This is a genomic window from Chthoniobacterales bacterium, assembly GCA_036569045.1.
In the GTDB taxonomy this organism is placed as follows: domain Bacteria; phylum Verrucomicrobiota; class Verrucomicrobiia; order Chthoniobacterales; family JAATET01; genus JAATET01.
Window position 1 is genome coordinate 1 of record DATCRI010000054.1, and the last position, 26595, is coordinate 26595.

At 63.9% G+C, this 26595-nt stretch carries 14 protein-coding genes; 7 read left to right on the forward strand and 7 right to left on the reverse strand.

Features of this window, described 5'->3' with window-relative positions; translation table 11 throughout:
* Together VIM61_10365 and VIM61_10370 are read right to left on the reverse strand one after the other, a co-directional pair.
* Positions 1 to 1915, reverse strand: a 1915-nt coding sequence (locus VIM61_10365; protein ID HEY8900802.1) for an autotransporter-associated beta strand repeat-containing protein, incomplete at its 3' end; no start/stop codon positions are given.
* A 94-nt stretch (positions 1916 to 2009) separates the two neighbouring features.
* Complete coding sequence (locus VIM61_10370) at positions 2010 to 3695, reverse strand: autotransporter-associated beta strand repeat-containing protein (GenBank protein ID HEY8900803.1); 1686 nt, start codon at positions 3693 to 3695, stop codon at positions 2010 to 2012.
* 603 nt (positions 3696 to 4298) lie between these two features.
* Between VIM61_10370 and VIM61_10375 the strand changes: the two genes are divergently transcribed.
* A complete protein-coding gene (locus VIM61_10375) occupies positions 4299 to 7145 on the forward strand; it encodes an RICIN domain-containing protein (GenBank protein ID HEY8900804.1) in 2847 nt (948 codons plus the stop codon).
* Positions 7146 to 7394: 249 nt separating this feature from the next.
* On the opposite strand, the gene VIM61_10380 is transcribed toward VIM61_10375, so the two are convergent.
* The 4 genes from VIM61_10380 to VIM61_10395 all read right to left on the reverse strand — a co-directional run bounded on the left by VIM61_10380 (position 7395) and on the right by VIM61_10395 (position 15410).
* Positions 7395 to 9845 carry an alpha-L-arabinofuranosidase C-terminal domain-containing protein gene (locus VIM61_10380; protein HEY8900805.1) on the reverse strand — a complete coding sequence of 817 codons (2451 nt, stop codon included), beginning with the start codon at positions 9843 to 9845 and terminating at the stop codon, positions 7395 to 7397.
* The gene (locus tag VIM61_10385; protein HEY8900806.1) at positions 9842 to 12175 is read right to left on the reverse strand and encodes a TIM-barrel domain-containing protein; all 2334 of its coding nucleotides are present in this window, start codon (positions 12173 to 12175) and stop codon (positions 9842 to 9844) included. The genes VIM61_10380 and VIM61_10385 overlap by 4 nt, the downstream gene beginning before the upstream one ends.
* A complete protein-coding gene (locus VIM61_10390) occupies positions 12172 to 13857 on the reverse strand; it encodes an alpha-L-fucosidase (GenBank protein ID HEY8900807.1) in 1686 nt (561 codons plus the stop codon). Before VIM61_10390 ends, VIM61_10385 begins: the two co-directional genes overlap by 4 nt.
* Before the next feature lie 155 nt (positions 13858 to 14012).
* Positions 14013 to 15410 carry a family 43 glycosylhydrolase gene (locus tag VIM61_10395; GenBank protein HEY8900808.1) on the reverse strand — a complete coding sequence of 466 codons (1398 nt, stop codon included), beginning with the start codon at positions 15408 to 15410 and terminating at the stop codon, positions 14013 to 14015.
* Positions 15411 to 15610: 200 nt separating this feature from the next.
* On the opposite strand from VIM61_10395, the gene kdpA reads away from it, so the two are divergent.
* The 6 genes from kdpA (at position 15611) to VIM61_10425 (ending at position 25311) form a co-directional block, all read left to right on the forward strand.
* Positions 15611 to 17302 carry a potassium-transporting ATPase subunit KdpA gene (kdpA, locus tag VIM61_10400; protein ID HEY8900809.1) on the forward strand — a complete coding sequence of 564 codons (1692 nt, stop codon included), beginning with the start codon at positions 15611 to 15613 and terminating at the stop codon, positions 17300 to 17302.
* Positions 17303 to 17324: 22 nt separating this feature from the next.
* Positions 17325 to 19373, forward strand: coding sequence for a potassium-transporting ATPase subunit KdpB (kdpB, locus tag VIM61_10405; protein HEY8900810.1), 2049 nt, complete (start codon positions 17325 to 17327; stop codon positions 19371 to 19373).
* A gap of 8 nt (positions 19374 to 19381) precedes the next feature.
* The gene (kdpC, locus tag VIM61_10410) at positions 19382 to 19948 is read left to right on the forward strand and encodes a potassium-transporting ATPase subunit KdpC (protein ID HEY8900811.1); all 567 of its coding nucleotides are present in this window, start codon (positions 19382 to 19384) and stop codon (positions 19946 to 19948) included.
* An 18-nt stretch (positions 19949 to 19966) separates the two neighbouring features.
* Positions 19967 to 22606: a sensor histidine kinase KdpD gene (locus VIM61_10415; GenBank protein HEY8900812.1), complete on the forward strand. Its 2640-nt coding sequence runs from the start codon at positions 19967 to 19969 to the stop codon at positions 22604 to 22606.
* The gene (locus tag VIM61_10420; GenBank protein HEY8900813.1) at positions 22603 to 23292 is read left to right on the forward strand and encodes a response regulator transcription factor; all 690 of its coding nucleotides are present in this window, start codon (positions 22603 to 22605) and stop codon (positions 23290 to 23292) included. The genes VIM61_10415 and VIM61_10420 overlap by 4 nt, the downstream gene beginning before the upstream one ends.
* A 279-nt stretch (positions 23293 to 23571) precedes the next feature.
* Positions 23572 to 25311, forward strand: coding sequence for an NADPH-dependent assimilatory sulfite reductase hemoprotein subunit (locus VIM61_10425; protein ID HEY8900814.1), 1740 nt, complete (start codon positions 23572 to 23574; stop codon positions 25309 to 25311).
* Between the two features lie 25 nt (positions 25312 to 25336).
* On the opposite strand, the gene VIM61_10430 is transcribed toward VIM61_10425, so the two are convergent.
* Positions 25337 to 26527, reverse strand: a complete 1191-nt coding sequence (locus tag VIM61_10430) for a hypothetical protein (protein HEY8900815.1) — start codon at positions 26525 to 26527, stop codon at positions 25337 to 25339.
* Positions 26528 to 26595 lie beyond the last annotated feature (68 nt).

Consider the following 26595-nt stretch of genomic DNA (forward strand, 5'->3'; position numbering starts at 1 on the left):
CGAGGGTCAATGTCGAAGTGCCGCCATTGCCGTTCTGAACCGCGTTGCCGGCAAGATTCGCAACAGTCACCGCGCCGAGCGTGCCCGTGCCATCCACCGTGCCCTGGGTCAGCGTGATCGCAGGCGTGCTCGCCACCGAACTCGTCTGCAGGAGTTTCGCGCCGCTGCCGTTGATCGTGATACCGCTGCTGTTGTTGATCGAGCCCGATCCGCTGAGAGCCAGCGTCCCCCCATTGATGGTGGTCGCTCCGGTGTAAGTGTTGGTCCCGGAGAGTGTCGCCGTGCCTCCACCGGACTTGGTGACGGCAATCGTCCCCGTGCCGTCGCCAATCACGCCCGTGGATTGAGCAATGGAGCCGGCATTGTTGAAGGTAAGCGTCTGCGTGCCGCTGGAGCCGGAAGTGATGTTGCCCGTCAAGTTCAGCGTGCCTCCAGTGACCTGGGTCACCGTCAGACCCTGGTTCAGGGTCGTCACGCCACTGAAGGTGGAGATATTGGCCGTATTGCCGCCGATGGTAAATGTCGTGCCCGCATTGCCGAGAGCGCTGTTGTCGACACCCACCGTGATCGCACGACCAATGGTGAACGCACCGCCGGTCAACAGCTTCGGATTCATCGCCGTCCCGCTGCTGATGGTGGTGGCATCGCCCAGCACAATGGCCGACGAGGAATTGCCGAACGCGCCGTTGGCGCTCGCCAAGGCATTCCTGCCCGCGATCAAAGAGCCGTCCCGAACCGTGACGGTGCTGGTAGCGCCAGCGAAAGAGTTGGCCCCGGAGAAGGTTTGGGAATTAGTTCCGACCTTGAGAATGGAAAGAACCTGGCCCGTGCCGTTCGCGCTCAGGACACCGGAGTAGGTAGCGTCATTCGCGCCGCCAATCGAATACAACGTAGTAGTGCTGGAATTACCGTTAAACGCGTTGAAGTTTCCGGTTCCGCCGAAAGAACCAAAATTGTAGGTGCCCCCAACCTCCGTGCTGCCGTTTTGGAAGACCCAATTCACCGCTGAGCTTGTCGACGCCGTGTTTTTGATTCGCGGAGTTCCAAGGCCGCTTCCCAAAGTGATCGTGCCGCCGGTCATGTTATTGGCGGCGAATTGAATCTGGACTGAGTTGTTATTGGTTCCAGAGCCGCCAAGCGTCAAATTGCCCGAGCCACTCAGGGTGCCGGTCAAGGTGATGTTAGCCCCTGTGCCCACCGTGATCGTCCCACCAGAGCTGGTGGCGACGATATTGTTGGCGATCGTGTCTGCTGTTGCAACTCTCAGAGTCCCCCCCTGCATGGTCACCGAGCCGGTTCCCAACGCGGCGCCATTCGCAGCAGTCAAAATGCCCCCATTGATTGTTGTGCCGCCGGAGTAAGTGTTCACACCGCTCAACGTCAGCGTGCCAGCCCCGGCCTTCGCGAGCGGACCGGAACCGCCGACGATGCTGGAAACGGCAAGCGTCGATCCCGTGCCCACCGTCCATGATTGGGCGCCTCCCAGAGTCAGTCCACCCCCTCCGCTGATGGTCGTCGTGCCGGTCGTCAGGGTGCTGGCATCAATACCACTCGTGCCTAGTGACAATGTGTTGGCCCCAAGAGCAAGCGTGTAGCCCGTCGTATTGAAAACCAAACCCAACGCCCCCAGATTCGCCCCAAGCGTCACCGTGCCCGCCGTGCCGGCGAAGGTGGCGATATCCGTCGCGCCCGTCGTGTCGCTCCATGCCACATTGCTGGCGCCATTCCACCAGTTTGTCGTGGTCGTATCCCAAGTGCCGGTGCCGCCAAGCCCGCCGCCACCGGTTTGATCCCAGGAAAGATTGGCCGCACGTGCACTTGAAAGCACACCTAGAGCGAGACCAACCGAGAAAACGCCACCTGCGACCAACTTGGAACGCAGGAAGGCCCGATGAAACGAAAGGGCTTCAGACATAATGGGGGGATGTGGGGGACTTCTGGGGGAAAAGAAGCGGCCCTCATATATTAAATGAGGGCCGCAGAAAATACAAATTGTTTTTTTTACGAAACTAGGCTTGCTGGTTGCGGCGGCGCATGAAGACCATCACACCGAGCAGCCCCACGATCGCGAGCGCGAACTGATGCGGCTCAGGAACCACCGTAAGTGTTCCACCCAGAGCGCCTGCATCCACGAAGTTGGAGCCACCAAAGAAGGTATTGAGCTGAGCGGCCGTGTAAGATCCCGGGGTGAGAGTCAGCGATCCGTTGGTAACACTACCCAGCACATCGCTTCCGGTGAAATTCATGTTGATGGTCGAATTCCCCGCGAAGGTAAGTGTCGCGGAATCTCCAAAGGACACAGCGCTTCCAAGAGTCAAAACCACCGGACTTGTTCCATCCAAGGTCACATTACCCGTGCCGAGCGTGCCCGTGCCCGAAGTGGCGAGCGTGCCACCACTAACCAGCGTGCCGGCGGTGTAGGTATTGGCGCCGGAGAGCGTCAAAGTGCCACTGCCGACCTTGGTCAGGGCCAACAATGCGGTGGGAGTAAAGGTGTTCGCGGCAAGGATGCCCGAGAAGGTGTCATTCGAGCCCAACGCACCCGCCGAGATCGTCTTGGTTCCGGCGATGTTTGCTTGGATGTGCCCATTTCCGGTCATCGAGCCGAACGAAATCGTGGCGGAGCCGGCATAATCCAGCGTGGTTCTGCCTGCAGTCGTGTTTTGAAAGACCCAACTGGCGGCAGCGCTGCCTCCGTTCGCATTGCCGAAACGAACGACGGCATTCCCATTATTCGCCTGCGTGAACGTGCCAGTATAGCCGCTGTTATTTCCACTAAGAAATACGGTAGTGGCGGTTGGTGGCGCGCTTCGATTGATGTTGCCACTCCCGGTGATATTGCCAGCGATCGTAAGATCTCGACCATTGGTAGTTAGAGTTGAAGTGGTGCCGGTTTGCGCCACGATATTATTCGCGATCGAGACATTCGCCCCACCAGCGCCTTGCAAGGTGCCGCCATTCAGCGTGACCGCGCCCGTTCCGAGAGCGTTGTTGTTTCGAACTTCCAGAATGCCCGCAGTGACCGTCGTGCCGCCGCTGTAGGTGTTGGCACCGCTCAAGGCCCATTTCCCAGCGCCCGACTTGGAAATCGCGACAGTGCTCGTGCCATTGCTGATAATACCGGTGATCACATTTGTGACGGTATTTGTGCCGGCAACGCCGGTATTCGCACCATTGAGCGTCAGGGTTGTAGTGCCCCCCACCACAGCGCTGGTCACCGTCGTGCCAATGCTCAAAGTGTGATTCGTGTTCGTGGAACCCGCCGTAAAGGCGTAGTCACCCTGCAAGGTGATCGCCGAGTTGACGTTATCGACGAAAGTGTTGCTGCCCGCGCCGCTGGTCTGGATCGTTCCGCCCGCGCTCAAAAGCAGGTTGCCGCCACTCAGCGTGTAGGCAAAACTATTGCCGGAGAAATTGATTCCGGAAACATTGCGATTCGCATCGACCGTCACAGTGCGCGCGGCGGTAATGACCGATCCAAATGTCGCCGTATCGGTGCTGGTCGTCGAACTGGTTGAGCCAGGTGCCGCTGCCGGATTCCAAGCCGCGTCTGTCGCCCAAGAGTCGGCTGCGTCGACATTCCACGTCGCATCCGCAGCGCGTGCGATTGGTGTAAGGAGCGCCAGCCCCGCGAAGGAGGCAGCGAGGCCACCCGTCAAGTGGCGAGCTGAACGACGGAAGTGTTTTGAAGACATATTTGGATTGATGATGAGGGGTTAATGAATCTTGTCGGAGGAAAGGGGCCGATGAAAGCGCGTCATTAATTAGGAGCTTTCCCGCGTCTTTGCTAGACGCATAAAAGTCGCATGATTGTCACTAGAACATTCCGCTCTGCGCATTGATCTTTTGATCCACAAGGGATGATGCCAACGATCACCTCCCTTATCTGCCCCCCGGCGTGTCGTCAATGAGGTTGATCCAAACCCCCGGCGCAACACCTGCCGGAGAAAGTCGATGCTCCCTCGCATTTCCCTCCTGCTTTGATCCATCGCGATCTGAGATTCCGTTCACGACAGCCGCGTTGCCACGCTGCGATGCGGAAAAACAGGGGACAGAGGAAGCATCCCGCGGGATTTGGTGAAATTCCGCTTTCTCCCAAGGGGCGCATGCGACAAACGTGTGGCGTGACAACTTCCGAAATCTGGCCCTTACTGCAGCCTCCCGAAAGCCGGTGCGTTGCGTCTGACACCAGTCGTCAAAGTCAGGTCTTTCTCCCCCCATCCCCGAAGACAGAAATCCCCTTTGCGGCCCTCTTGTGCCGCGAGCCGGGTGCATTGTTCTTCGCCACCCCCAAACACATGAAAAAACTTGTTGTATTCACGGCCGTTGCGCTTTTCGGCGCAATGGCTTCCCCCGCGCGTGCCTATACGCACCCTTGTATTCCGCAAACCGCCGAGGACCTGGCTTTCATCAAGGCCAGCCTCAATCAGGAGCCGTGGAAGTCCGGCTACGCCGCGCTCGCGGCCACGAGCACTGCCCAGCTCAACTGGCAAATGGACGGCCCCTACGCGCAGGTCAGTCGGAAGGGATCCTACGACGCCAACCTCACCGCATGGGGGAATTCCATGAACGCCGTGTATAACCTCGCGCGGATGTGGTATTTCACCGGCAACGAGGACTATGCCAAAAAGGCCCGCGACATCCTCATCGCGTGGGCGACCACCAACACCACCTTCAATGGCAACGAAGCCGGCCTCGCCCTTGGTGACGCCGCTTACGCCTGGGGCGGCGGCGCGAGCATCCTGCGCGGCACCTGGCCCGGATGGACGGCCGCGGACACGGCCGCGGTCCAAAACTACTTCGCGAACGTCTTCTGGCCGAATTGCCAGTCGAACTTGAACGTCACCGGTCCCTGCAACAAAGGCGACATCGCCAAGGAGGCCGGCATCGCCATCGCCGTTTTCTGCGACGACACCGCGAAGTTCGACCATGTCGTCAATCTTTACCGCACCTACTACGGCTCCGGCCTGATGGATACCCTGCCCACCGGCCAGTTGGGCGAGACGGGCCGCGACGGGGGCCACGCCTTCGGTTCCCTCAACGCCCTGGCCTTCGTGGCCGAGGTCGCCTATAAACAAGGCGTCGACCTCTTCTCGGAATTGGACAACCGGCTGCTGGCCTGCGGCGAATACTACTCCCGCAACACCTACACCACCGACAATCCCTACGTTCCTTTCGGCACCATCGATTGGCAGTGGATGAACAATGCGGCCGGACCCTACGTCGCCGATCGCGGCGCCTTTTACATCCTCCAAAACGCCTACAGACACCGCAAGAACCTGCCCACTCCCTGGATCGACCGCAAACTCCAGGATCAGCCCGTTAATAATAGCAACTGGATGAGTGCCAGGACGGCCGACCACACCACCGCCCCCGCGTTGTCACCGGTCACCTTCCCGGCGGTTTCGCCGGCCTCGAGCGGCCTGACCCTGACCACCCTCGGCAGCCAGACCTCGGGCCGCAGCCTCTCGTATTCGAATGGCACCTGGACGATGACCGGACTCGGGAACGGAGTCTGGCAGAATACGGCTGATGACTGCCAGTTCGCCTACGCCACGATGACCGGCGACTGCGCCATGGTGGCCAGGGTGAACTCGTTCACCTATTCCGGCTCCAATAACGGCAAGGCGGGCCTGATGATCCGCGACAACCTTATCAACACCATTTCGCAGCGCGCCTGGGTCGGCGTCGTGCCCGCGGCCACCAATCTGATGGAATCCCACGTGCGGGGCTTTACCGAAAACGGGAGCTACGACACCCATTCGCACCAGTGGTCCCCTGCCCAGGCACTGCCCTACTGGTTCAAGATCGAACGCCGGGGCAAGCAGATTACCACCTTCGTTTCGGGGGACGGCGCCAGCTGGTCGCCGCAGACCTGCTCCTATTACGGCAATCTCCCGTCCACCCTCTATATCGGCCTGCACATCAGCAGCGGGAATGCCACGCCCGTTACGGCCACCTTTGACAACGTGGCCTTCACCGGTGGAAGCGGCGGCCCGGTGACAATTCCGCCCACCCCGAAGGGCGTGATCGCCAACGGCTCCATCAAAGCCATTACCGTGCGCTGGCTGGCCTCCTTTGGCGCCACGTCCTACGACCTGCTCCGCTCGACCACCTCGGGCTCCGGCTACACCGCCCTTGCCAGCAACCTCTCCGGCACGAGCTACGTGGACACGACGGCGGCCGCCGGCACGACCTACTACTATGTCGTCCGCGCGAAAAACTCCGCCGGCACCAGTGGCAATTCGCCCCAGCACTACAGCGCTCGAATGACCTCGCCGATGGTGAACATCGCCTTCAGTGGCACCTCGACGGCCAGTTTCAACCAGGGCTCCTCCACGGAAGGCTCCGCCAAGGCCTTCGACGGCAACCCAGGCTCCAAGTGGTATGGCTACAATTCGCCGACGGGCTGGCTCCAGTATGATTTCGGCGCCAGCAACGCACAGGTCGTCAAACGTTACACCATCAACAGCGCTGACGTGGCCACGCGCGACCCGAAAGACTGGCAGTTCCAAGGCTCCCAGGACGGCTCCACCTGGACGACGCTGGACACGCAGAGCGGCCAGTCCTTCCTGGTCGTCATGTCGCAGAACACGTATAACATCGGCAACACCACCGCCTACCGCTACTACCGGATCAACGTCACCGCCAACAATGGGGCCACTGGCACGGCAATCGCCGAACTCGGCCTGTGGAGCGACAGCGGACAAACCATCCCCGATGGCATCTACCGCATCGTCAGCCGCAAGAGCACCAAGGTCCTCGACCTCGTCAATGGCGGCACCGCCGACGGCACCGATGCCACCCAGTGGGGCTGGAACGGCGGCGATGACCAGAAATGGACCCTCACCTACCTGGGCAATGGCCAATACAAAGCCGTGGGTGTCGCCAGTAGCAAGTTGCTCGAAGTCACGGGCGCATCCACCAGCAATGGCGCCGTCGTGCAGGTCATGACCTCGAACAATAACAACTGCCAAAAATGGACGGTTGCTCCTTCGGGCGACGGAGCCTTCCAGCTTCTGAACGTGAACAGCGCCAAAGCCATGGACGTCGCCAGCGGAAGCACCGCCGACGGAGCGGGCATCATCCAGTGGCCTTACAGCGGAGCCGACAATCAGCAGTGGAGGTTCGGCCTCACCCAGTAACCGCAGCCGACTCCGCCGCGCCTCGCCAAGGCGCGGTGGCAGGGTCACTCACCAGGAGCGCCGCGTCCAACCCGCGGCGCTCCTTCGTTTTTCCGGGGACGCCGGCACGAGAAATCCCCATCCCGGGGAGGGAGATCTCGCTGCTGGCGTCCCACGTTTTTGTCTCGCGACCTTCGTTCCCGGGAGGGCGAGGCTCCCGCCGAGCCGGGAATCAAGTGGACTCAGCGGGAGCTTCGCCCTCCCTGCGTTCTATCTCAGGGTCGCAATGCGCAGCACCGTCACGGAATTGCCGGGGAAACTGCGCGTGAATTTCGGGCCGGCGAGGGTCAGCTCCTCGGTGCGCGGGTGGACTTTGCGTGGCTCGGCCAGCGAATTTTCGTCCGTCGGATTCGCGGAGGTCAGCACGATGGCGCGCGCGTTGCCGGGGATCTTCGAAATTCCCTCGAGGCTGATCTCGGTCTCAACTGGCTTGGCGGCGGCGTTGACGACCTTGAGGATGATCTCGCCGGCAGCGGTGTCGCGCGTGGCGCTCGCGTAAATCGTCCGCGCGGTGAGGTGCGGCGGCTGGAAGTCGTGGACGAGCTTTCCGTCGAGCCAGCAGCGGACGCGGCCGTCCCGCGTCTCCACCTTCACATCATACCAGCGGCCGGCATCGATCGAACCGTCCTTGCGCGTGTCTGCGTCGTCGAGTCTCAGGGCGAAGTATTTGTTGTCCCAGCCCCCGAGATTCCAGCCGATGCGGTCCGTCTCGTGATTGATGTGAAACAGCAGCATGAAACCCTCGAGGCCGGAGATTTTCCGCGCCTTCATCGCGACGGTGTAATCCTTCCACGACGGATCGCCGATGAACGCGCGCGCGTTTTGCTTCTCGGCCGTCTGGCGGAGCACGCCGTCCTTCACGCTCCACTCGCCCGGGCCGGCGAACTTCCATCCTGCGAGCCCGTGTTTGGCGAAGTCCGAGGCAAACAGCACCTTTCCATCCGGCGCGGTGACCGTGATGTCCCTGAACTCCGCGCTCGTGTTCCAGGTGCCAACGCCGATTCCGCCCGTGGACACTCCCGACGGCAGCTCGGCGCTCTTCACCTCGATCGGCAGCGTCACGTCGCCGGTGTTCCGGCTGAACATCTGCTGCACGAAGTAGCTCGGCAAGCCATACCAGCCGGCGTTGTCGAAATTGATGAGGTCGGGGCTCCAGGAGCGGTGATGGACGTTCGTGAACAGCGGCGCGTAGGCGGCCATCACCACGACGTCGGAATTGCGCTCGAGGCCGGTCATGAAAGCCGCCTCGCCCACCGCCCCGCGGAGATTGCCGTAGCCGGCGCGCTTGGTGACGGCGTATTCGCCCACAAAAATCTTCGGCCCCTTGCGGTCGTAGTTGTCGTATTGCGTCGCTCGGCGCATGAGCCCCTCGGGCGTGTCGTAGTAATGCTCGTCCACGATCTCCGGCGCGGGGTCCTTCGGATAGGCATCCATCCAGAAGTTCGCGATGAGGATGATGTCGGGGTATTTCGCCTTGATCGCCTTCGCGAAGAGCGGCCAGCGCGCGGCGTAGTCGGGGCCGCCATTCTCGTTGCCGACCTCGATGTAGCGGAGGTTGAAAGGCGCCGGATGGCCATTCTTCGCGCGCAGCGATCCCCACACGGAATCCACGGAGCCGTTGGCGTATTCGATGGCGTCGAGCGCATCCTGCACCCACGCGCCCATGCGGTCGAGCGGCACGGACTCGCGATGCGACATGCCGACGTTCACGCAAAACACGGGCTCCGCACCGAGGTCCTCCGCGAGCTGGAGATACTCGTGATAGCCGAGGCCGTTCGTGGAGAGATAATCCCAGAGGTTGTGCTGCGGCCTGCGCGAGGCGACGTCGCCGATCGTGTGTTTCCAGTTGTAGGAATTCGCAAGGACATCGCCTTCGACAAAGCAACCGCCGGGGAAGCGCAGGAACGCCGGCTTCAGTGCGTCGATCGCTTCCGCGAGATCGCCGCGCAGTCCGTGCCCCTTCCAGGTCCGCTCCGGCATCAGCGAGATCATGTCGAGAAACGCGACGCCTTCGCCGGAGAGCGCGAGCTTCAATTTTCCCCGGGGATCGGACTTCGCCGGCACGAGCTCGAGGGAATACGACCTCCAGCCGTCGTCGTGGTTCGAGAGCTTCGGCGGGTTCGCCGGGACTTTGGCCGCGAGCTCGAGCACGCCGGACGCGAGCACGTCGCCATTCGCGGCGCACAACTCGACGCGCAATTTCCCGTGGAAGCCCTTCTCGCCGCGCACGGCAATTTGGAAGCGATATTTATCGCCGGCAACGAAGTTCATGCCCCAGTAGCCGGGATTTTCCAGCGTGAGTCCGGCGCCCGGGCAGACGCGGAGGCTCTGTCGGTTGAACGCGTTCAGCGGCTTGGAATCATCGAGCGCGGGCGCTGCCGCATCCTTCTTCGCACTGGTGAACGTCCAGTTGCGCAGCGCGTCCTCACCCTCGAACGAGCGATTGCGAACCAACTCGGGATAAAGGCCGCCGTCCGCCGCGAGATTGATGTCCTCGAAGAAGACGCCCCACAGCATCGGCGACACCGGGTGCGCCGGCTTGTCCGCCTGCACGGTGACGCTCGCGGGAGCCGCACAGGCGCAGGCCGTCATGGCGAGGGCGGCGAATGCCGGCGAGATCGAGGATCTGACTCTACGGCACGGTTCAAGAAAACGTTTCATCGTTGAGGTGCGTGTAGGGTGATTTCGGAGCCGTCGAAGCGGACCTCGGTGGACTGGAGGCCTTCGGCGGGTCCAGGCTTCATCCAGACGACGCGGAAGAGACGCCTGGCGGGCATGCCCGGGTAGGAGCCGCGGCGCGGACCGAGGGTGAGGCTGCGCGCCTTTTCATCCCAACGGAGAGGAATCGTTGCGGAGGCGCCCTCGAGGTAATCGTTGGTGTCGCCCTGATCTTCGTAGAGGAAGAACTCCCCGTCGGCGCCCGGGTAGAGGCGGAGCGTGGTGGGCTCGGACACCGGCTCCATCGCGTATTGGCGGAGGGGATCGAGCGGGATGATCGCGCCGGCGCGGACGTAGAGCGGGAGCGTAGCGAGATCGACGGGACGAACGATCTCGCGACCGCCCTCGATGCGTTCGCCGGTCCACCAGTCATACCAAATGCCGGCCGGCAGATACACACGGCGCTCGGTCGCTCCGCGCTCCACGACGGGAGAGACGAGCAGGTCGCGGCCCCAGAGGTATTCGTCGCCGCGGGCGGCGGCCGTCGCGTCATCGGGATAGTGCAGCCAGAGCGCGCGCATGAGCGGCAGGCCGGTGTCGCGGACCTGGCGCGCGAGGGCGTAGGTGTAGGGCAGCAGGCGGTAGCGCAGCTCGAGGTATTGGCGGCAGATCGGCTCGACCTGCGCGTTCGGCAGTTCGCCGGGAGGCGGCGGTCGGGCGCCTTCGAGCGGGCCGGGGTTTTCCGTGCTCCAACCCCACGGCAGGCGCAGTTGCCAGGCGCGGCCATGCGAGCGGAACGAGGGGCAGAAGGCGGAGAACTGGAACCAGCGCACGAAGAGTTCGCCGGTGAATTCGGGCGTGGGGTGGAAGCCTCCGGTATCGGTTCCCCAATACGGCGAGACGCTCAGCGAGTGGTTGATGCCGACCGGCACCTGGGCGGCAAGGGCGCGCCAGCGCGACTCGACGTCGCCCGACCAGATCCAGCCGCCGTAGCGGGCGACGCCGAGGTATCCGTTGCGCTGGAGATTCCACGGGCGGCGATCGGGACGATCCGCGAGCGGGCCTTCGTAATACATGCGGGCGCGAGCGAAACGGGACTCGATGTCGAACCAGTCGCCTTCGTCCGGCCACCAGCCGTCGATGCCCGCGGCGAAGGCCGGACGGTGACGCTGCCAATAGGCCACGATGTGGGTCGGGTCGGCCGTGGCCGAGGTGTCCGACGCATCTTGAAAGGTGCCGTGCAGACGGTCGCCGTCCCAGGGCAGTCGGATGGTTTTGCCCTTGGCGTCTTTCAGGGGCGCGACCAGCGGAGGGGTGACGTGCACGACGAAATGGAAATTCCGGCGATGCAGGTCGGCGAGCACGTCCTCGGGTGGACGTTCAAAAACCTTCGGGTTGAACTCCAGGGAGTCGTGACCGGTGTTCCAGCCGACCGGGCAGAAGCCGGTGCCGAGAAAGATCAGCGCGTCGCAGGGCAGCTTTTTTTGGCGAAAGGTGTCGGCCTCCGCCAGGATCTGCGCGGCGGATTCCAGCGTGCGGTGCGACTGCATGTAGCCGAGCGCCCACTTGGGAGGCAGGACCGGCCGGCCGATGAGTTCGGCGAGTTCGGCGAACCAGGCCTGCGGATCGCGGGCATCGGCGACAATGAGATCGAGGTCGGCGGAGGAGTCGGGGACGGGGCGGAATCTGCCTTGTCCGTTCGCGAGATCGAAATCGCCCGGGGACGAAACGACGAGCAGCGCCCAGCCCTCGGTGCCGAGGAGGTAGGGCACGGCGATGCGGGCGCCCATGGTGGGGCGATCCGGCGTGTGCTGGCCGTTGAAGTAGGGAAATTTTTTTCCGTTGCGGTCGAACTGCGCGCCGCCTTCGCCGAGTCCGAGAATCGGCCGCTTTCCGGTGTGAAAGCCGAAGCCCGTGGTGTCGTCGAAGCGCAGCGTTTGCACGGGCCGGCCCTTCGCGTCGGAAATTGTAAGGGTGAGCGGGTGGGCCTGGATGCGGACGGTAAAATCGCCCACGCGTTTTTCTTGGTCGGAAGATCCTGGCCCGCCGCTCCAACGAAGGGCCGCCGGAGGCCAGGCACGAGGGACGAAAACGGGAGAGACCGGCAGGGCGGCGGGAAGGTCGCCCGCATTCGGGGCGATGACGATGCGCAGGCTATGGGGCGTGCAGGGATACACGGCCAGTTCGGCCGCTGCTCCGGCATAGTGCAGGCCCGCGGGCCGGCTCCCCTCGCCCGACGACTCGTCCGCCTGGGCGCAAGCCGGCCGCCCCAGGCCGACGGCGAGGCCGAACAGGATGACGGCGGTGCGGCAGGCGCGGAAAAGGAGGTTCATCCTTCGGCGCCGGCGATCTGGCGCAAGCCAGAGGAGGGAGCGCCATTCTGGGCGACCGGGCCGGGGCGGATTGCGAGCGCGAACGCGGTTCTGCCATCGAACTTTTCGGGCAGCGAGACGTGCAGGCCGGCTTCGTCGCGCGTGAATTCCAAATCACCGCCGCCCACGAGCCGGACGGCGTCGATCCTGCCCGGCGCGTGCGGCGAGCCCGCGGCCAGAGATTTGACAAGCACTTTCCCGTCCTTCGGAATTTCGAGCACGATGGCGTAGAGCGTCGCGCCGTCCTTCGATTGCGTGAAGCGGATGTCGGCTGGGGTGAACGGCTTCTTCGAGACATCGGCCTGGCCTTCGGCATGCCCTTTCTCGGAAGATTCCGTCGAAGGGCCTTCGCCATAAATTTTCCACGGGCGGGTCGCATAGATCGCCTCGCCGTTCACCTTCAGCCACGCGCCGATCTCCTCGACGATGGCGATCTCCTGCTCGTCGGGCTGGCCGTCGCCCTGGAGCGGCACGCTCAACATGAGGTTGCCGTTCTTGCTGACGATATCGGCGAGCATCCGCACGATCGACGCGGCGGATTTGTAGCCCTTGTTTTCGTAGAGGCTGCGGCTGTAGTGCCACCCGCCGATGCAGGTGTCGGTCTGCCAGGGTTGCGGCAGAATGCCGTCCGCCTTGCCGCGCTCGATGTCGTAAACCATGGTCCGGCGCTGCATCTCGTCGAGATGCTTGCCGTTCATCACCGCCTCGGTGCGACCGTCCTTGTCGAGCCGCGTGTTGTAGAAATGGGCGGCGAGCTTCAGCGGCACCTCTGGAGCGATGTCGTAGAACGGAAGGACGCGGTCGTCGTAGTAGAGTTGATCGGGGTGATAGTCGTCCCAGAGCTGCTTGGTTCGCTTGAAGAATTTCTCGAGATACGCGCTGTCGGGCATGCTCGTTCCGCGCGCGGCGTCGAAGTTGTGGTGCAGCGCCCGGCCGGGGCGGTGGTTCTGCTCGTAGAGGTCCTGCGGATCGAGGCCCTCCCACCATTTGCCCTTGCCGTCGGCCTTCGTGAGTTTGCCGTCGTAGGGCACGCCCGCGAGCGGCCCGTCCTTGTCCGCGCCCTGCGCCACTTCATACCATGTCCAGGCACGGGCGGCGTGGACGCTCACGGCAAACCGCAGGCCGTTGGCACGGGTCGCCTTCGCCCATTCGCCGATCAGATCCCTTTTCGGTCCGACGTTGACCGAGTTCCACGGCTGATACTTCGAGTCGTAGAGGTCGAGGTTGTCGTGGTGGTTGGCCAGCGCCATGAAATATTTCGCGCCGTTTTCCTTGTAGAATTTCAGGAGCTTGTCGGGGTCGAAATGCTCCGCCTTCCATTCGTGAATGACGTCCTTGAAGCCGTGGGTCGAGGGATGTCCGTATTTCGCGAGGTGGGATTTGTATTGCCGGGAACCCTGCATATACATGTTCCGCGCATACCAGTCGCCGTCCTCCGGCTCGCACTGCGGCCCCCAATGCGCCCAGATGCCGAACTTCGCGTCGCGAAACCACTCCGGCGTCTCGTAGCGCGTGAGCGATTTCCAATCGGGCTTGAATGGGCCGTCGGCGATGGGCGGGAGGTTCAGCGGCCCGGGCTGCGCCGAGGCGATGGCGAGGCAGCAGCCCAGTGCGAGCAGGCTCGTGGGGGGGAGTTTCCGCATGATGATGTTTAGCTTACGGGGGATGAATCTGGGGTTACCGCTTCACGGGCGCTGCTGCCGTTCGGAATGAGGGGACTCGGGTCGACGGAAGCCCGGGTTCGGAAAGAGGCGTGGCGTCGGCATCGTGATGGGGGGGCGGGGGATCGGCGAGTTCGTTAATATACGCGGAATTCCCAGAGGCCGGGGGTGCCCTGGAGGATCGTCAGGCGCAGATAGCGAGTGCGAAGGGGCTTCTTGTCCTGATGCGGCGACTGGATGCGGATGTCGGCGTGCTCGACGTAGGGCTGCCAGGTCTTGCCGTCGAGCGAGGACTCGATCTTGAAGGCGTGGCCGTGCGTGGGCTGCACGAAATACGCCTCGGTGCCGAGGATGTCGCGAGGTGCGCCGAGATCGACCTGGAGCCACGGGGTCTTGTCGTTCGGCCCGGCCATCCAGCGGCTGCCATTGCTGCCGTCGGTCGCGAATCCCGGAACGAAGGACTCCGTGCGCTCGTGCGATTTGTCCTCGCAGCGGACCTTGAGCTCGGGGCGGACGGACGAGGCGGTGACGGTCGCCGTGAGCGCGCGATTGGGCAGCGGATGGGACGTCGACCGAATCGCGCCGACGCCCTCTTTCGTGAGCGTGATGGGCTGGATGGTGCCATCGGCATTGAAGTTCATCTTATCGGCGTAGATCGCGCGGTTCGTGCTGCCGCGCCCGTATTCCAGATAGACGAAATACCACTGGTCCGTGCCCTTGGGGTTGAAGAAGCAGCCGTGCCCCGGGCCGTAGATTTTTTTCTCTTCGTCGGAGACTGCAATGAGGTCGTGCTCGGGAGCGATCCAGGGGCCTTTGATCCCCGTGCGGCTCATCATGTAAGCATATCGGTAGTTTTCGCCGCCGCCCTGGGTGTAGAGGAAGTAATAAATGCCCTTGCGCTTGAAGAGATACTGCCCCTCGGCGTAGGCAGGCTGCTTGGCGGGGAGAACGATCTGGCCCTCCGGCTCGAGGTCGAGCAGGTCAGGGCGCATCTTCCCGAAGCCGCGACGCTGCCAGACCATGTAGCCCTGGCCGTCGTCGTCGATGAGGACCTCCGCGTCGATGCTGCCGGCGACCTTGGGCGTGATCGGCTTCCAGCCGGGCTCGTGCGTCTCGGGGTGCAGGAAGGGGCCTTCGGGAGATTTGGAGGTCGCCACGGTGAGCTTCCCGTCGAGCGTGGGGTAGAGGTAGTAGGTGCCGGCGCGGCGGATCACGCTGGCCGGCGCCCAATACTTCGCCGTGAAGCCGGGCGGAAAGATCGAGCCCTCGAAACTCCAATTCAGGAAATCGGTGGATCTCCACACGACCGGCAGACCCGAGGTCGACAGGTGCTTCCCCTCCCCGTCGGTGGTCGCGTAGCAGTAGAACACCCCGTCGAACTCGACCACGCTGGGATCGGCCAGCAGGTCAGGGATCAGCGCGTTGCCAAAGTCATTGGCCGGCAGTTTCCCGCTCCCGGTCGGCGCCGCCGCTCCGGCGGTCGTGAGGGTCAACACGGAGAGGAGAACGGGCGCAAGGAGGAGTCTTGGGGTCATGGGGACGGGCGGATTCGAAGATCTGTAGCCGCGGCGGAAGTCCGGGTCAATTTGCGAAGACTCTCGAGCCTCCGCCGAACATATCGGAAGCCCTCCCGGTCGACCAATTCGAGTCCCTTCCCCATTTTAATGAAAATTTAACGTTTTCGGAGCCCCTCTTAATTAGGCGGAGAGACGCACCGGCCGCACGATGCGTGGTGATGAATCCTACCGATTGGCTCCAGGTCGCCGCCTATGTCGCGGCGCTCGTTCTTCTCACTCCGCCCCTGGGCGCCTTCATGGCGCGGGTGCTCAAAGGCGAACGCACGTTTCTTCATCCCGTGCTGAGTCCGGTCGAGCGGCTCACGTATCGACTCATTGGCGTCGATCCCGCGCGCGAAATGACGTGGCGCGGCTATGCGAGCGCCCTCATGGCCTTCAACATTCTCGGGTTCCTTGTGCTGCTGGCGATCCTGCTCGGCCAGGGCACGCTTCCGCTCAATCCGCAAGGCGTGCCGGGCATGAAGTTCCCCCTCGCGTTCAACACGGCCGTCAGCTTCATGACGAATACGAACTGGCAGGCTTACTCGGGCGAGGCCGCGCTGAGTGACTTCAGCCAGTTGATCGGGCTGAACTTCCAGAACTTCGTCAGCGCGGCCACGGGCTTCGCCGCATTTGTCGCCGTGGCGCGGGGCTTCTCCCGGCAATCCACGACCACGCTCGGCAACTTCTGGGCCGACCTCGTGCGCTCGACGCTCTACATTCTGCTGCCGCTCTGCATGCTCCTCGCAGTCGTGCTTGTGAGCCAGGGCGTGGTGCAGAACTTTTCCGGCTACGTGACGGCAAAAACCGTCGAGGGAGCGGGGCAGGTCATCCCTCAGGGCCCCGTCGCCTCGCAAATCGCCATCAAGCAGCTCGGCACGAACGGCGGCGGATTCTTCGGCGTAAACAGCGCCCATCCCTTCGAGAATCCCACGCCGCTCAGCAACTTTCTGCAAATGCTGGCGATCCTCCTGCTCCCGGCGGCGCTGACCTACACGTTCGGCGTGCTGGTCGGAGATCGGCGGCAGGGCTGGGTGTTGTTCATTGCCATGCTTGTCCTCTTCTTTGGCGGCTTTGCGCTGAGCTGGTGGGCCGAGGCGCAGACCAATCCCGTCACGCAACTTGCCCAGAACATGGAGGGCAAGGAGCAGCGTTTCGGCGTGATGAACAGCGTGCTCTGGGCCACGGCGACGACCTGCGCCTCGAACGGCTCCGTCAACGCGATGATCGACAGCCTCTCCCCGCTCGCGGGGGGAGTGGCGATGTTCAACATCATGCTCGGCGAGATCGTTTTCGGCGGCGTCGGCTGTGGCCTCTACGGAATGCTGATGTATGTCCTGCTCACCGTCTTCATCGCGGGGCTGATGGTGGGTCGCACCCCCGAATACCTCGGCAAAAAGATCGAAGCCCGCGAGATGCGGCTGGCGATTCTCGTTCTCATCGTCCCCAGCGCGCTCATTCTGATCGGCGCGGCCATCGCCTGCCTTTACCCGGCCGCTCTGGCGAGTCTGGCCAACAACGGACCGCACGGCCTCAGCGAAATCCTCTACGCCTTCAGTTCCGCATCGGGAAACAACGGCAGCGCCTTTGCCGGCCTCACCGTGGACACGCCGTTCTACAACTACGCGCTCGGCCTCTGCATGTTCATCGGGCGCTTCATTTGCCTGATTCCGGTGCTGGCCATCGCCGGCTCCGTGGCCGCGAAGAAAACCATGCCGTTTTCCGGCGGCACCTTCCCCACCACGGGCGCGGCCTTCGTCCTCCTGCTGCTCGGCTCGATTCTGATCGTCGGCGCGCTCACGCATCTGCCCGCGCTCGCGCTCGGGCCGGGCATCGAGCACGTCCTCATGCTCCAGGGCCGCACGTTCTGACACTTCATCGATTCCTCACACCATGACCTTCAACCGTAATCTCCTCGTCGGCGCATTGCGCGACGCGTTCCTGAAATTCAACCCCCGCGAGCAGATCAAAAATCCGGTGATGTTCGTCGTCTTCCTTGGCGCGCTCTGGACGACCATCGGACTCTTCCGCGATCTCGACTCGTTCAACATCCAGATCGTCGTCTGGCTCTGGTTCACCGTCTTCTTTTCCAACTTCGCCGAAGCCGTGGCGGAAGGACGCGGCAAGGCCCAGGCAGAATCCCTGAAAAAAACCCGCACCAGGACGAACGCCCGCCGGCTCGACGGCGACCGGGAAACCCTCGTCAACGCCACCGAGCTTCGCAAAGGCGACCGCGTCGTCTGTGAAGCGGGCGACATCATTCCCGCAGACGGCGATGTGATCGAAGGCGTCGCCAGCGTGGACGAATCCGCCATCACCGGTGAGTCTGCGCCCGTCATCCGCGAAAGCGGCGGCGACCACTGCGCCGTCACCGGCGGCACGCGCGTCCTGAGCGACCGCATCGTGATAAAGATCAGCGCCGAGCCGGGCGGCGGATTCATCGATCGCATGATCTCCATGGTCGAGGGAGCCCGCCGCCAGCGCACGCCGAACGAGATCGCCCTCGGCATCCTGCTCGTCGCGGTTACCGCGCTCTTCCTGCTCGTGGTCTTCACGCTGCCGGCCTTCGTGAGATACAGCGAGTCCGCCGCCGGCCAGCCCGCCGGCACCGTGAACCTCTCGCCCGCCGTGCTCGTCTCCCTCGTCGTCTGCCTCATCCCGACCACCATCGGCGCGCTGCTCAGCGCCATCGGCATCAGCGGCATCGACCGCATGATCCGCCGCAACGTGATCGCCACCAGCGGCCGCGCCGTCGAGGCCGCCGGCGACATCGACGTGCTCCTTCTCGACAAGACCGGCACCATCACGCTCGGCAACCGACAGGCCGTCGCCTTCCTGCCCGCCCCCGGCGTGGAGGAAATCCATCTCGCCGAGGCCGCGCAACTCGCCTCGCTGACCGACGAGACCCCCGAAGGCCGCTCCATCGTCGTGCTCGCGAAAGAGCAGCATCGACTCCGCGCCGTCGAGGCGACCTCGCACCACGCCACGTTTGTCCCCTTCACCGCGCAGACCCGCATGAGCGGCGTGGATTTCGCGTCGCCCGCCCGTTCCATTCGCAAGGGCGCTGCCGACGCAATCCTCAAATGGGTGCGGGCCCAGGGCGTCGCCGTGCCCGAGCCAGTCGAGCGAATCGCCGAGAACGTCGCCAGGAATGGCGGCACCCCTTTGCTTGTCGCGGAGAACAACCGCGTGCTCGGCGTCGTGCAGCTCAAGGACATCGTCAAAGGCGGCATCAAGGAACGCTTCGCCCAGCTCCGCAAAATGGGCATCCGCACCGTCATGATTACCGGGGATAACCCCGTCACGGCCGCCGCCATCGCCGCCGAGGCAGGCGTGGACGATTTCATGGCCGAGGCCACGCCCGAGCAAAAGCTGGCCCGCATCCGCGAGGAGCAAAAGGGCGGCCACCTTGTCGCCATGACCGGCGATGGCACCAACGACGCGCCCGCCCTGGCCCAGGCCGACGTCGGCGTCGCCATGAACACCGGCACGCAGGCCGCCCGCGAAGCCGGCAACATGGTCGATCTCGACAGCAACCCCACCAAGCTCATCGAGGTCGTCGAGATCGGGAAACAGCTTCTCATGACCCGCGGCGCCCTCACCACGTTCAGCATCGCGAACGACGTGGCGAAATACTTCGCCATCCTCCCCGCGATGTTCGCCACGCTCTACGCCACCGGCGCTGCCGCCGGTCCGCTTGCCCAATTCAACGTCATGGGCCTGCACTCCCCGCAGAGCGCGATCCTGAGCGCCGTCATCTTCAACGCGCTCATCATCGTCGCCCTCATCCCCCTGGCGCTGAGAGGCGTGAAGTATCGCGCCGTCGGCGCCGTGCAGGTGCTCGCGCGCAATGCGCTCGTCTACGGCCTCGGGGGCGTCATCGCCCCCTTCCTCGGCATCAAGCTCATCGACCTTTTCCTCGTCGCCCTCCACCTCGCCTGATCCATCCCATGTTCAAAGAAATCCTCGCCTCGCTCCGAGCCATCATCGTCCTCACGCTCATCACGAGCGTCGCCTATCCCCTCGCGATTACCGCCATCGGCCAGCTCGCATTTCCCGCCCAGGCGAATGGCAGCCTCGTAAAATCCGGGGACACCATTGTCGGCTCCACGCTGCTCGCGCAAAAGTTCACGGCCCCGGGATACTTCGCGCCGCGCCCGTCAGCGGCCGACTACGCCACCGTCGCCTCAGGCGCGAGCAACCAGGGCTACACGAGCAAAAGGAATCTCGACGCGATCACCGAACGCCGCGCGACGCTCGGCGCGAACGCCCCCTCCGACCTGCTCACCGCCTCCGGCAGCGGCCTCGACCCGGACATTTCTCCGGAAGCCGCCCGTTTTCAGGCCGCCCGCGTCGCGGGAGCCCGCGGTCTGCCGATGGAAATCGTTCAGAAACTTGTCGCCGACCACACCCAGCCGCCGCAGTTGGGCTTCCTCGGACAGGCGCGGGTCAACGTCCTGGCGCTGAACCTCGCTCTGGACTCCGCATCTGCTGGCAATCCGGACCGGGTTCGCTGAGATTTCATCAGCAAACTGATGGCAACCGAAAACCGTCCCGACCCCGATGCCTTGCTTGCGGAAATCGCGCCGCCAGCCATCGGAGAAGGGCGGTTGAAAATTTTCCTCGGGATGTGCCCCGGCGTCGGCAAAACCTTCGCCATGCTTCTCGCCGGCCAGTCCCGGCTGGAGGAGGGCGGGGATGTCGTGATCGGCATCATCGAAACCCACGGACGCGTGGAAACGACCGCCGTCGCGGCAGGCATGTTCCGGATACCGCGCAAGAAATTCGTCCACCGCGATGTCTCGCTGGAAGAAATGGATCTCGACGCCATTCTGGCCCGCAAGCCCCAACTCGCCCTTGTGGACGAACTGGCGCACAGCAACGCCGCCGGCAGCCGCCATCCCAAGCGCTGGCAGGACGTGGTGGAGCTGCTGCAAGCCGGCATCGACGTTTACACCACGCTCAACATCCAGCACATCGAAAGCCAGCGGGATGTCGTGCGGCAGATCACCGGCGCGCCCGTTCACGAGACGGTGCCGGATTCCCTCATCGATCGCGCCGACGAGATCGAACTCGTCGACCTGACTCCCGATCAGCTCCGCAAGCGGCTCGACGAGGGCAAGGTCTATTTCGGAGACCGCGCCGCCGCCGCTTCCTCGAATTTTTTTCGAGAGGGCAACCTCAAGGCCCTGCGCGAGATCGCCCTCCGCATCACCGCCGAGAAGGCCGACCGCGAACTCCGGGATTTCATGCGCTCGCGGCGGATCAGCGGTCCGTGGCGCTCGCGGGAACGCTTCCTCGTGGCGATCGGCGGCAGCCCGTTTTCCGGACGCCTCATCCGCCTGGCGCGCCGCGCCGCCGCTGCCGTCCACGGCACCTGGATCGCCGTCTCGGTGGACACGGGCAGGACTGCGGACCCCGTCGCCCAGCCCCGCCTCGAAAACAACCTCGCGCTGGCTCGCAGTCTCGGCGCCGAGGTGGTCCTCACCACCGGAGCGAGCATCGCCGAAGCTCTCCTGCGCGTTGCCCGCGAGAACAATGTCACGCAGATCATCGTCGGAAAGCCGCTGGTTCATCCCGTGCTCGAATGGCTCTCGGGCGGCTCGCTCGTGAGCAAACTCATTCGCGACAGCGGCGACATCGACATCACCGTGGTGCGGGCGGATAAAACGGCCCACCCTTGGAAGCCGGATTTCTCGGCCATCGGCCGTCCTCACTTCCTTCGGGAACTCGGTCTCGGCGCTCTCGTGGTCACAGGGACGACGGTGCTGGGCATGCTTCTCCAGCCTGCCATTGGCTATTCGACCGTCGGCCTCCTCTACCTGCTCACGGTGCTCGTCAGTGCGACCGTGCTTTCACGGGCCGCCATCCTGTGCGTCGCGGCGATGACGGCTTTCACCTGGAACTTTCTTTTCATCCCGCCGACCATGACCTTCCGGATCAGCGGCGCGCACGACACGGTGCTCTTCGGGCTGTATTTCGTGGTCGCCCTCGTCATCGGCCAGCTTCATGCCCGGTTGCGCCAGCGGGAACGCGCCGAGCGTCGCCGCGAACAGCAGACTCTCGCGCTCTATCAATTCACCCGGTCACTCACGGAGAAGGCAGGATTCACGGAGACCCTCGAATCCGCCGCCGCCCGATTGCGGGAAATTTTTCCCGCGGAGTTCGCCGTCCTTCTCAAGGAAGGCGATACTCCGCTCGTGACTTATCCGACGGCGGGCATCGCGATCAACGAACGGGAACGCGCCGTCGCCGAGTGGGCGTTTTCCCACGGAGAAGCCGCCGGCCGCACCACGAATACCCTGCCCCAGTCGGCGGGATTCTATCTGCCGATCCGCACTCCGCGCGGCGTGCTGGGCGTGCTTGCGGCATTTCTTCCGTCGAATCGCTCGCTGGGCCTCGAAGAACGCCAGATGCTGGAAACGTTCTGCTCGCAACTCGCCATGGTCGTCGAACGGTTGCAGCTTCAGCAGGAAGCGGCCCGCTCCGAGGTCGAGGAACGCTCGCGCCAGCTGCAAAAGACTCTCCTCGACAGCGTCTCTCACGAACTTCGCACGCCGCTCGCGGTCATCGCCGCCTCGGCGGAGCGCCTCGCCGGCTCCGTGCGCGACGAGGACAATCTCCTCGGCGAGATCGCGAGCGCCACCCGCCGCCTCGAGCGGGTCGTGTCGAACCTGCTGAGCCTGACGCGGCTCGAATCCGGCTCCGTGCAACCCCGGTGGGAATGGTGCGATCTCGAAGACATCATCGACGAAGCCATTGTCTCGGTGCGGCCCGACGCCCCGGAGCGGGTGTTTGCCGTCGAGGTCGCCCCCGACGCGGCCACCCTGCACGTGGATCCCGGCCTGCTGGAAGACGCCATCCGCAATCTCATCCGCAACGCCGCCCAGCACACGCCGGACGGAACGCCCGTCGAGGTCGACGCGAGGCAGCTCGACACCAATATCCACATTCGCATCTCCGACCACGGCCCGGGAATTCCCGAGGAACGACGCGAGGCGGTGTTTGAAAAGTTCGTCCGCGGCCCGGAAGCGCGTCCAGGCGGTCTGGGGATGGGCCTCGCCCTGGCGCGGGGATTCGTCAGTGCCCTCGGTGGCTCCCTCCACGCCGGCTCGCGCTCCGATGGCGCGTCCGGCAGCACCTTCACGATCATCCTTCCCCCATCTCAACCATGAAACCCTGTCGCGTGCTTGTCGTGGACGACGAACCGCAAATCCGCCGCCTGCTCCGCATCGCCTGTGAGTCCGCCGACTACCGCGTGGACGAGGCCACGGATGGCAGGGAAGGACTGGCCCTCGCCGCAAGCAACCGGCCCGACGCCGTCATCCTCGACCTCGGGCTTCCCGAGCTTCCCGGTATCGACGTGCTCCGCCGGCTGCGGGAATGGAGCGAGGTTCCCGTGCTCATTCTTTCGGCCAGGCAGGATCCGGAGGACAAAGTGGCAGCCCTCGACGAAGGGGCTGACGACTACGTGACGAAACCCTTCGACACAAACGAGCTCCTTGCCCGTCTGCGGGTGCTCCTGCGCCGCAAACATGGAGAGGAGGAGCCCATTTTCGAAAACGGGCCGCTTCGCATCGATTTCGTGCGCCGTCTCGTCCATGTGCGGGACAGGGAGGTGGAGCTGACCGCCACGGAATACGCGCTCCTGCGAATCCTTGCGCGCCATGCCGGAAAAGTCATCACTCACCGGCAACTGCTCGAAGAAGTCTGGGGACCAGGACAAACCGAGCAATCCCAATATCTCCGCGTCTATCTCAGCCACATCCGCCGGAAACTCAAGGAAGCCGGGCTTTCCCTGTCCATTCGGACGGAGCCCGGCATTGGCTACCGACTTCTCGACAATCTCTGCCCCTCTTAAGACTCAGAAGACCACGGCTCGGCAATTTTCAGGCATCAGGCCACCGCCTGCCGACAGCGATTGAGACCCTCCGAAAGGAAGGGACCGAATTCCGGGATTGGCGGACGGGAAAAACCCGTGCACAGTGATCGATCCGGCTTCCCTGTCATAAGACAGGAGAAGAGCTGACGATTTCCCGGGCCGGCACTACCTTTCGAAGGATGCCCGGCCGCAGCACCCACCCGGTGCGCCGATTGATCGCCCGCCGGGGACCGCTATATTCCATTATCCATTCGTTTCATGAGCTCCGACACTCCGACCGCCGCCCCCGCGACCGATAAGCCCCTCGTCGCCAACGAGGGCATCAAGGCCGCCTCGCATCTCCTGCGCGGCGCCATCCAGCAGGACATCGCCGACCCCTCGACCGGTGGCATTTCGGAGGACAGCAACCAGCTCCTGAAGTTTCATGGCCTCTACATTCAGGACGACCGCGACGTGCGAAACATCCGCAAGAAGGAGGGCAAGGAGAAGGCCTTCGGCTTCATGCTCCGCGTGCGCCTGCCCGGTGGCGTCGCCACGCCGGCCCAGTGGATCGTCCTCGACGACATCGCGACGCAGCTCGCCTCGCCGTCCCTGCGCATTACCACCCGGCAGACTTTCCAGTTCCACGGCATCCTCAAGGGCAATGTGAAACCCGTCGTCCAGCGCATGCACGAGGTGCTGCTCGACTCGATCGCGGCCTGCGGCGACGTGAACCGCAACGTGATGGCCCCGCCCAATCCCGAGCGCAGCGCCGTGCTGCAGCAGGTCTACGAAGACGCGAAAGGCTGGAGCGAATTCGCCCTGCCGAAGACCCGCGCCTATCACGAAATCTGGCTCGACGAGGAACTCGTCGCCGGCGGTGAAGCCGAGAGCGAGCCGATGTATGGCGCGACCTACCTGCCGCGCAAGTTCAAGACCGGCTTCGCGATTCCGCCGTCGAACGACGTGGACATCTTCTCGCAGGACCTCGGCTACATCGCGATCGTCGAGGGCGAAAAGCTCCTCGGCTACAACGTGACCGTCGGCGGCGGCCTCGGCATGAACCACGGCAACGTCGAGACCTTCCCGCGCCTGGCCGACGTGCTGGGCTTCATCACTCCCGACCACGTCAACACCATCGGCGAGGCCGTGCTCACCACGCAGCGCGACTACGGTGATCGCACGAACCGCCGCCACGCCCGCCTGAAATACACGATCGAGGATCGCGGCGTGGAGTGGTTCAAAGCCGAGGTCGAGAAGCGCTCGGGCATCACCTTCGAGCCCGCCCGCGCCTTCAACTTCACCACGATCGAGGATCCCCACGGCTGGCACGAGAACGCCGACGGCACGTGGTTCTACGGCCTGCACATCCTCAGCGGCCGCATCAAGGACGTCGAGGGCTGGCCGATGCGCACCGCCCTGCGCGAGATCGCCGAGGTCCACAAGGGCGACTTCCGCCTCACCCCGTCGCAGAACCTTTCCATCGCCGGCGTCACCGCCGCGGAGAAGCCCGTCATCGAGGCCATCCTTGCGAAGCACGGCCTCGACCGGGAAAACGAGCGCTCCGGCATTCGCCTGAATGCCCTCTCCTGCGTGGCCCTGCCCACCTGCGGCCTCGCCCTCACCGAGAGCGAACGCGCCCTGCCCGGTCTGCTGGAGAAATTCGAGAACATCCTCGACGAGGCCGGCCTGCACGACGACGCTATCAGCCTCCGCGTCACCGGCTGCCCAAACGGCTGCGCCCGCCCGTATCTCGCGGAGATCGGCTTCGTGGGCCGCGCGCCCGGCAAATACGCCCTTTACCTCGGCGCCAGCTACAACGGCACGCGGTTGAATCGCCTTGTCTCGCCTAGCATCACGCTCGACGACGGCGTCGCCCTCATCGCGCCGTTCATCAAGCGCTATGCGGTGGAGCGCGAAGAAGGCGAAGGTTTCGGCGATTTCTGCAATCGCGTGATCCTGCCGAAGGACGCCACGACGCACAGCGTCGGCACGCCGGCGGAAGCGGTGTCGGCCTGACCGACACCCCGCGGTCTCGGGTCGCCTAAAACGCCCCGAGTTTCGACAGATTCACCGAGGACATGTATTCGGCGATCATCTTGCCGTCGGCAAACACACGCACCCATACGCCGACCAGCTCGTCCTTCGTCGAGGATTGCTTGCCGTTGGCGTAGTAGTAGCTGGTGTTGAGACTTGTGCGGTGGAGTTTGACGGGCTTCGTCTCGAAGCCCGCCGTTCCGCCCGGCCTGATCGCCTCGACCGAGGCCTCGCCCTCGAGCCGCTGCGGCTTCACCTCGCGCGCCTGCTTCATGCCATCGTCGCGGCGGAAATAGACCCGGTATTCCGCGGTGAGCGCCGGAGTCGCGTCCATGAACGAGACGTTTTTGACAATGACCTTGTAAATCCCGCTAAACTCCTGCATCGCAACCGCGCTGGCCGTTTTCTGTCGGGTGGCATCGGTCTTGGGGATCGCGGTGACTTTTACCGCCGGCGTCCCCGCCCACGCCGAAGAACCGATCGCCAAAACAGCCCCCAGAGCCCAGCCATTCCCCTTCCGAATTTGCATCGGAGCACTTAGCCCAATTGGCCCAAAAATCGTCAAACCAAATCGCCCCGACGACGGTCCCCTGATCGCCCGATAGCCGCCACCGCCACATCCCCGACCCGTGCCTGCCGCCGGCCGGGCGATCTTTGGATGTATGAAAACCACATCCTCTCCGCGAATCTTCGCGTCCCTTCTCGCGGCCGGGGCGATTCCGATTTCCGCTTTCGCCCAGTCCCAGAACTCCACAAACAGCTCCAACTCCACCACCGATACCTCGTCGCAACCGGGCGTTTTCACTCCCACGATCGGTGTGAATCCCAGCGCCGGCGACACCACGGTCGCGCCGCCTCCCGCGCAGACCCAGGCCGGCAGCTCCACGAGTGGCGCCCCGAATACAACCGCTCCGAACACCGGTGCGCCTTCGATGAACGGCGCTCCCAATACCGGAACGGCGGAAGCACCGTCAGCAAATGGCGAGCCGTCCAACCCGGACTCTGCGACCGGCACGGCGACCTCTCCAAGCACGAGCGGCGCCGTAAACGGAGCTGACAATTCCACAACCGGGAGCAACTCGACCACTGGCACGGGGACGAGCACGAATACGTCGGGCTCCACCACGGGCGGGACCGGCACATCGTCGGACACTGGCGGGACCTCCACCGGCAGCTCTGGAGGCGGCGCGGCGAACACTTCGACTTCCGCGGGCGGCTCCAGTTCGAGCGGCGGCGGCGGTGCTGGCGGCGGTCGATAAACCTCCA

Bases quoted from the DNA above. Each gene is read 5' to 3' on its own strand.
- VIM61_10370 (HEY8900803.1), bottom strand. From the start codon at position 3,695: ATGTCTTCAAAACACTTCCGTCGTTCAGCTCGCCACTTGACGGGTGGC.
- VIM61_10375 (HEY8900804.1), top strand. From the start codon at position 4,299: ATGAAAAAACTTGTTGTATTCACGGCCGTTGCGCTTTTCGGCGCAATG.
- VIM61_10380 (HEY8900805.1), bottom strand. From the start codon at position 9,845: ATGAAACGTTTTCTTGAACCGTGCCGTAGAGTCAGATCCTCGATCTCG.
- VIM61_10385 (HEY8900806.1), bottom strand. From the start codon at position 12,175: ATGAACCTCCTTTTCCGCGCCTGCCGCACCGCCGTCATCCTGTTCGGC.
- VIM61_10390 (HEY8900807.1), bottom strand. From the start codon at position 13,857: ATGCGGAAACTCCCCCCCACGAGCCTGCTCGCACTGGGCTGCTGCCTC.
- VIM61_10395 (HEY8900808.1), bottom strand. From the start codon at position 15,410: ATGACCCCAAGACTCCTCCTTGCGCCCGTTCTCCTCTCCGTGTTGACC.
- kdpA (HEY8900809.1), top strand. From the start codon at position 15,611: ATGAATCCTACCGATTGGCTCCAGGTCGCCGCCTATGTCGCGGCGCTC.
- kdpB (HEY8900810.1), top strand. From the start codon at position 17,325: ATGACCTTCAACCGTAATCTCCTCGTCGGCGCATTGCGCGACGCGTTC.
- kdpC (HEY8900811.1), top strand. From the start codon at position 19,382: ATGTTCAAAGAAATCCTCGCCTCGCTCCGAGCCATCATCGTCCTCACG.
- VIM61_10415 (HEY8900812.1), top strand. From the start codon at position 19,967: ATGGCAACCGAAAACCGTCCCGACCCCGATGCCTTGCTTGCGGAAATC.
- VIM61_10420 (HEY8900813.1), top strand. From the start codon at position 22,603: ATGAAACCCTGTCGCGTGCTTGTCGTGGACGACGAACCGCAAATCCGC.
- VIM61_10425 (HEY8900814.1), top strand. From the start codon at position 23,572: ATGAGCTCCGACACTCCGACCGCCGCCCCCGCGACCGATAAGCCCCTC.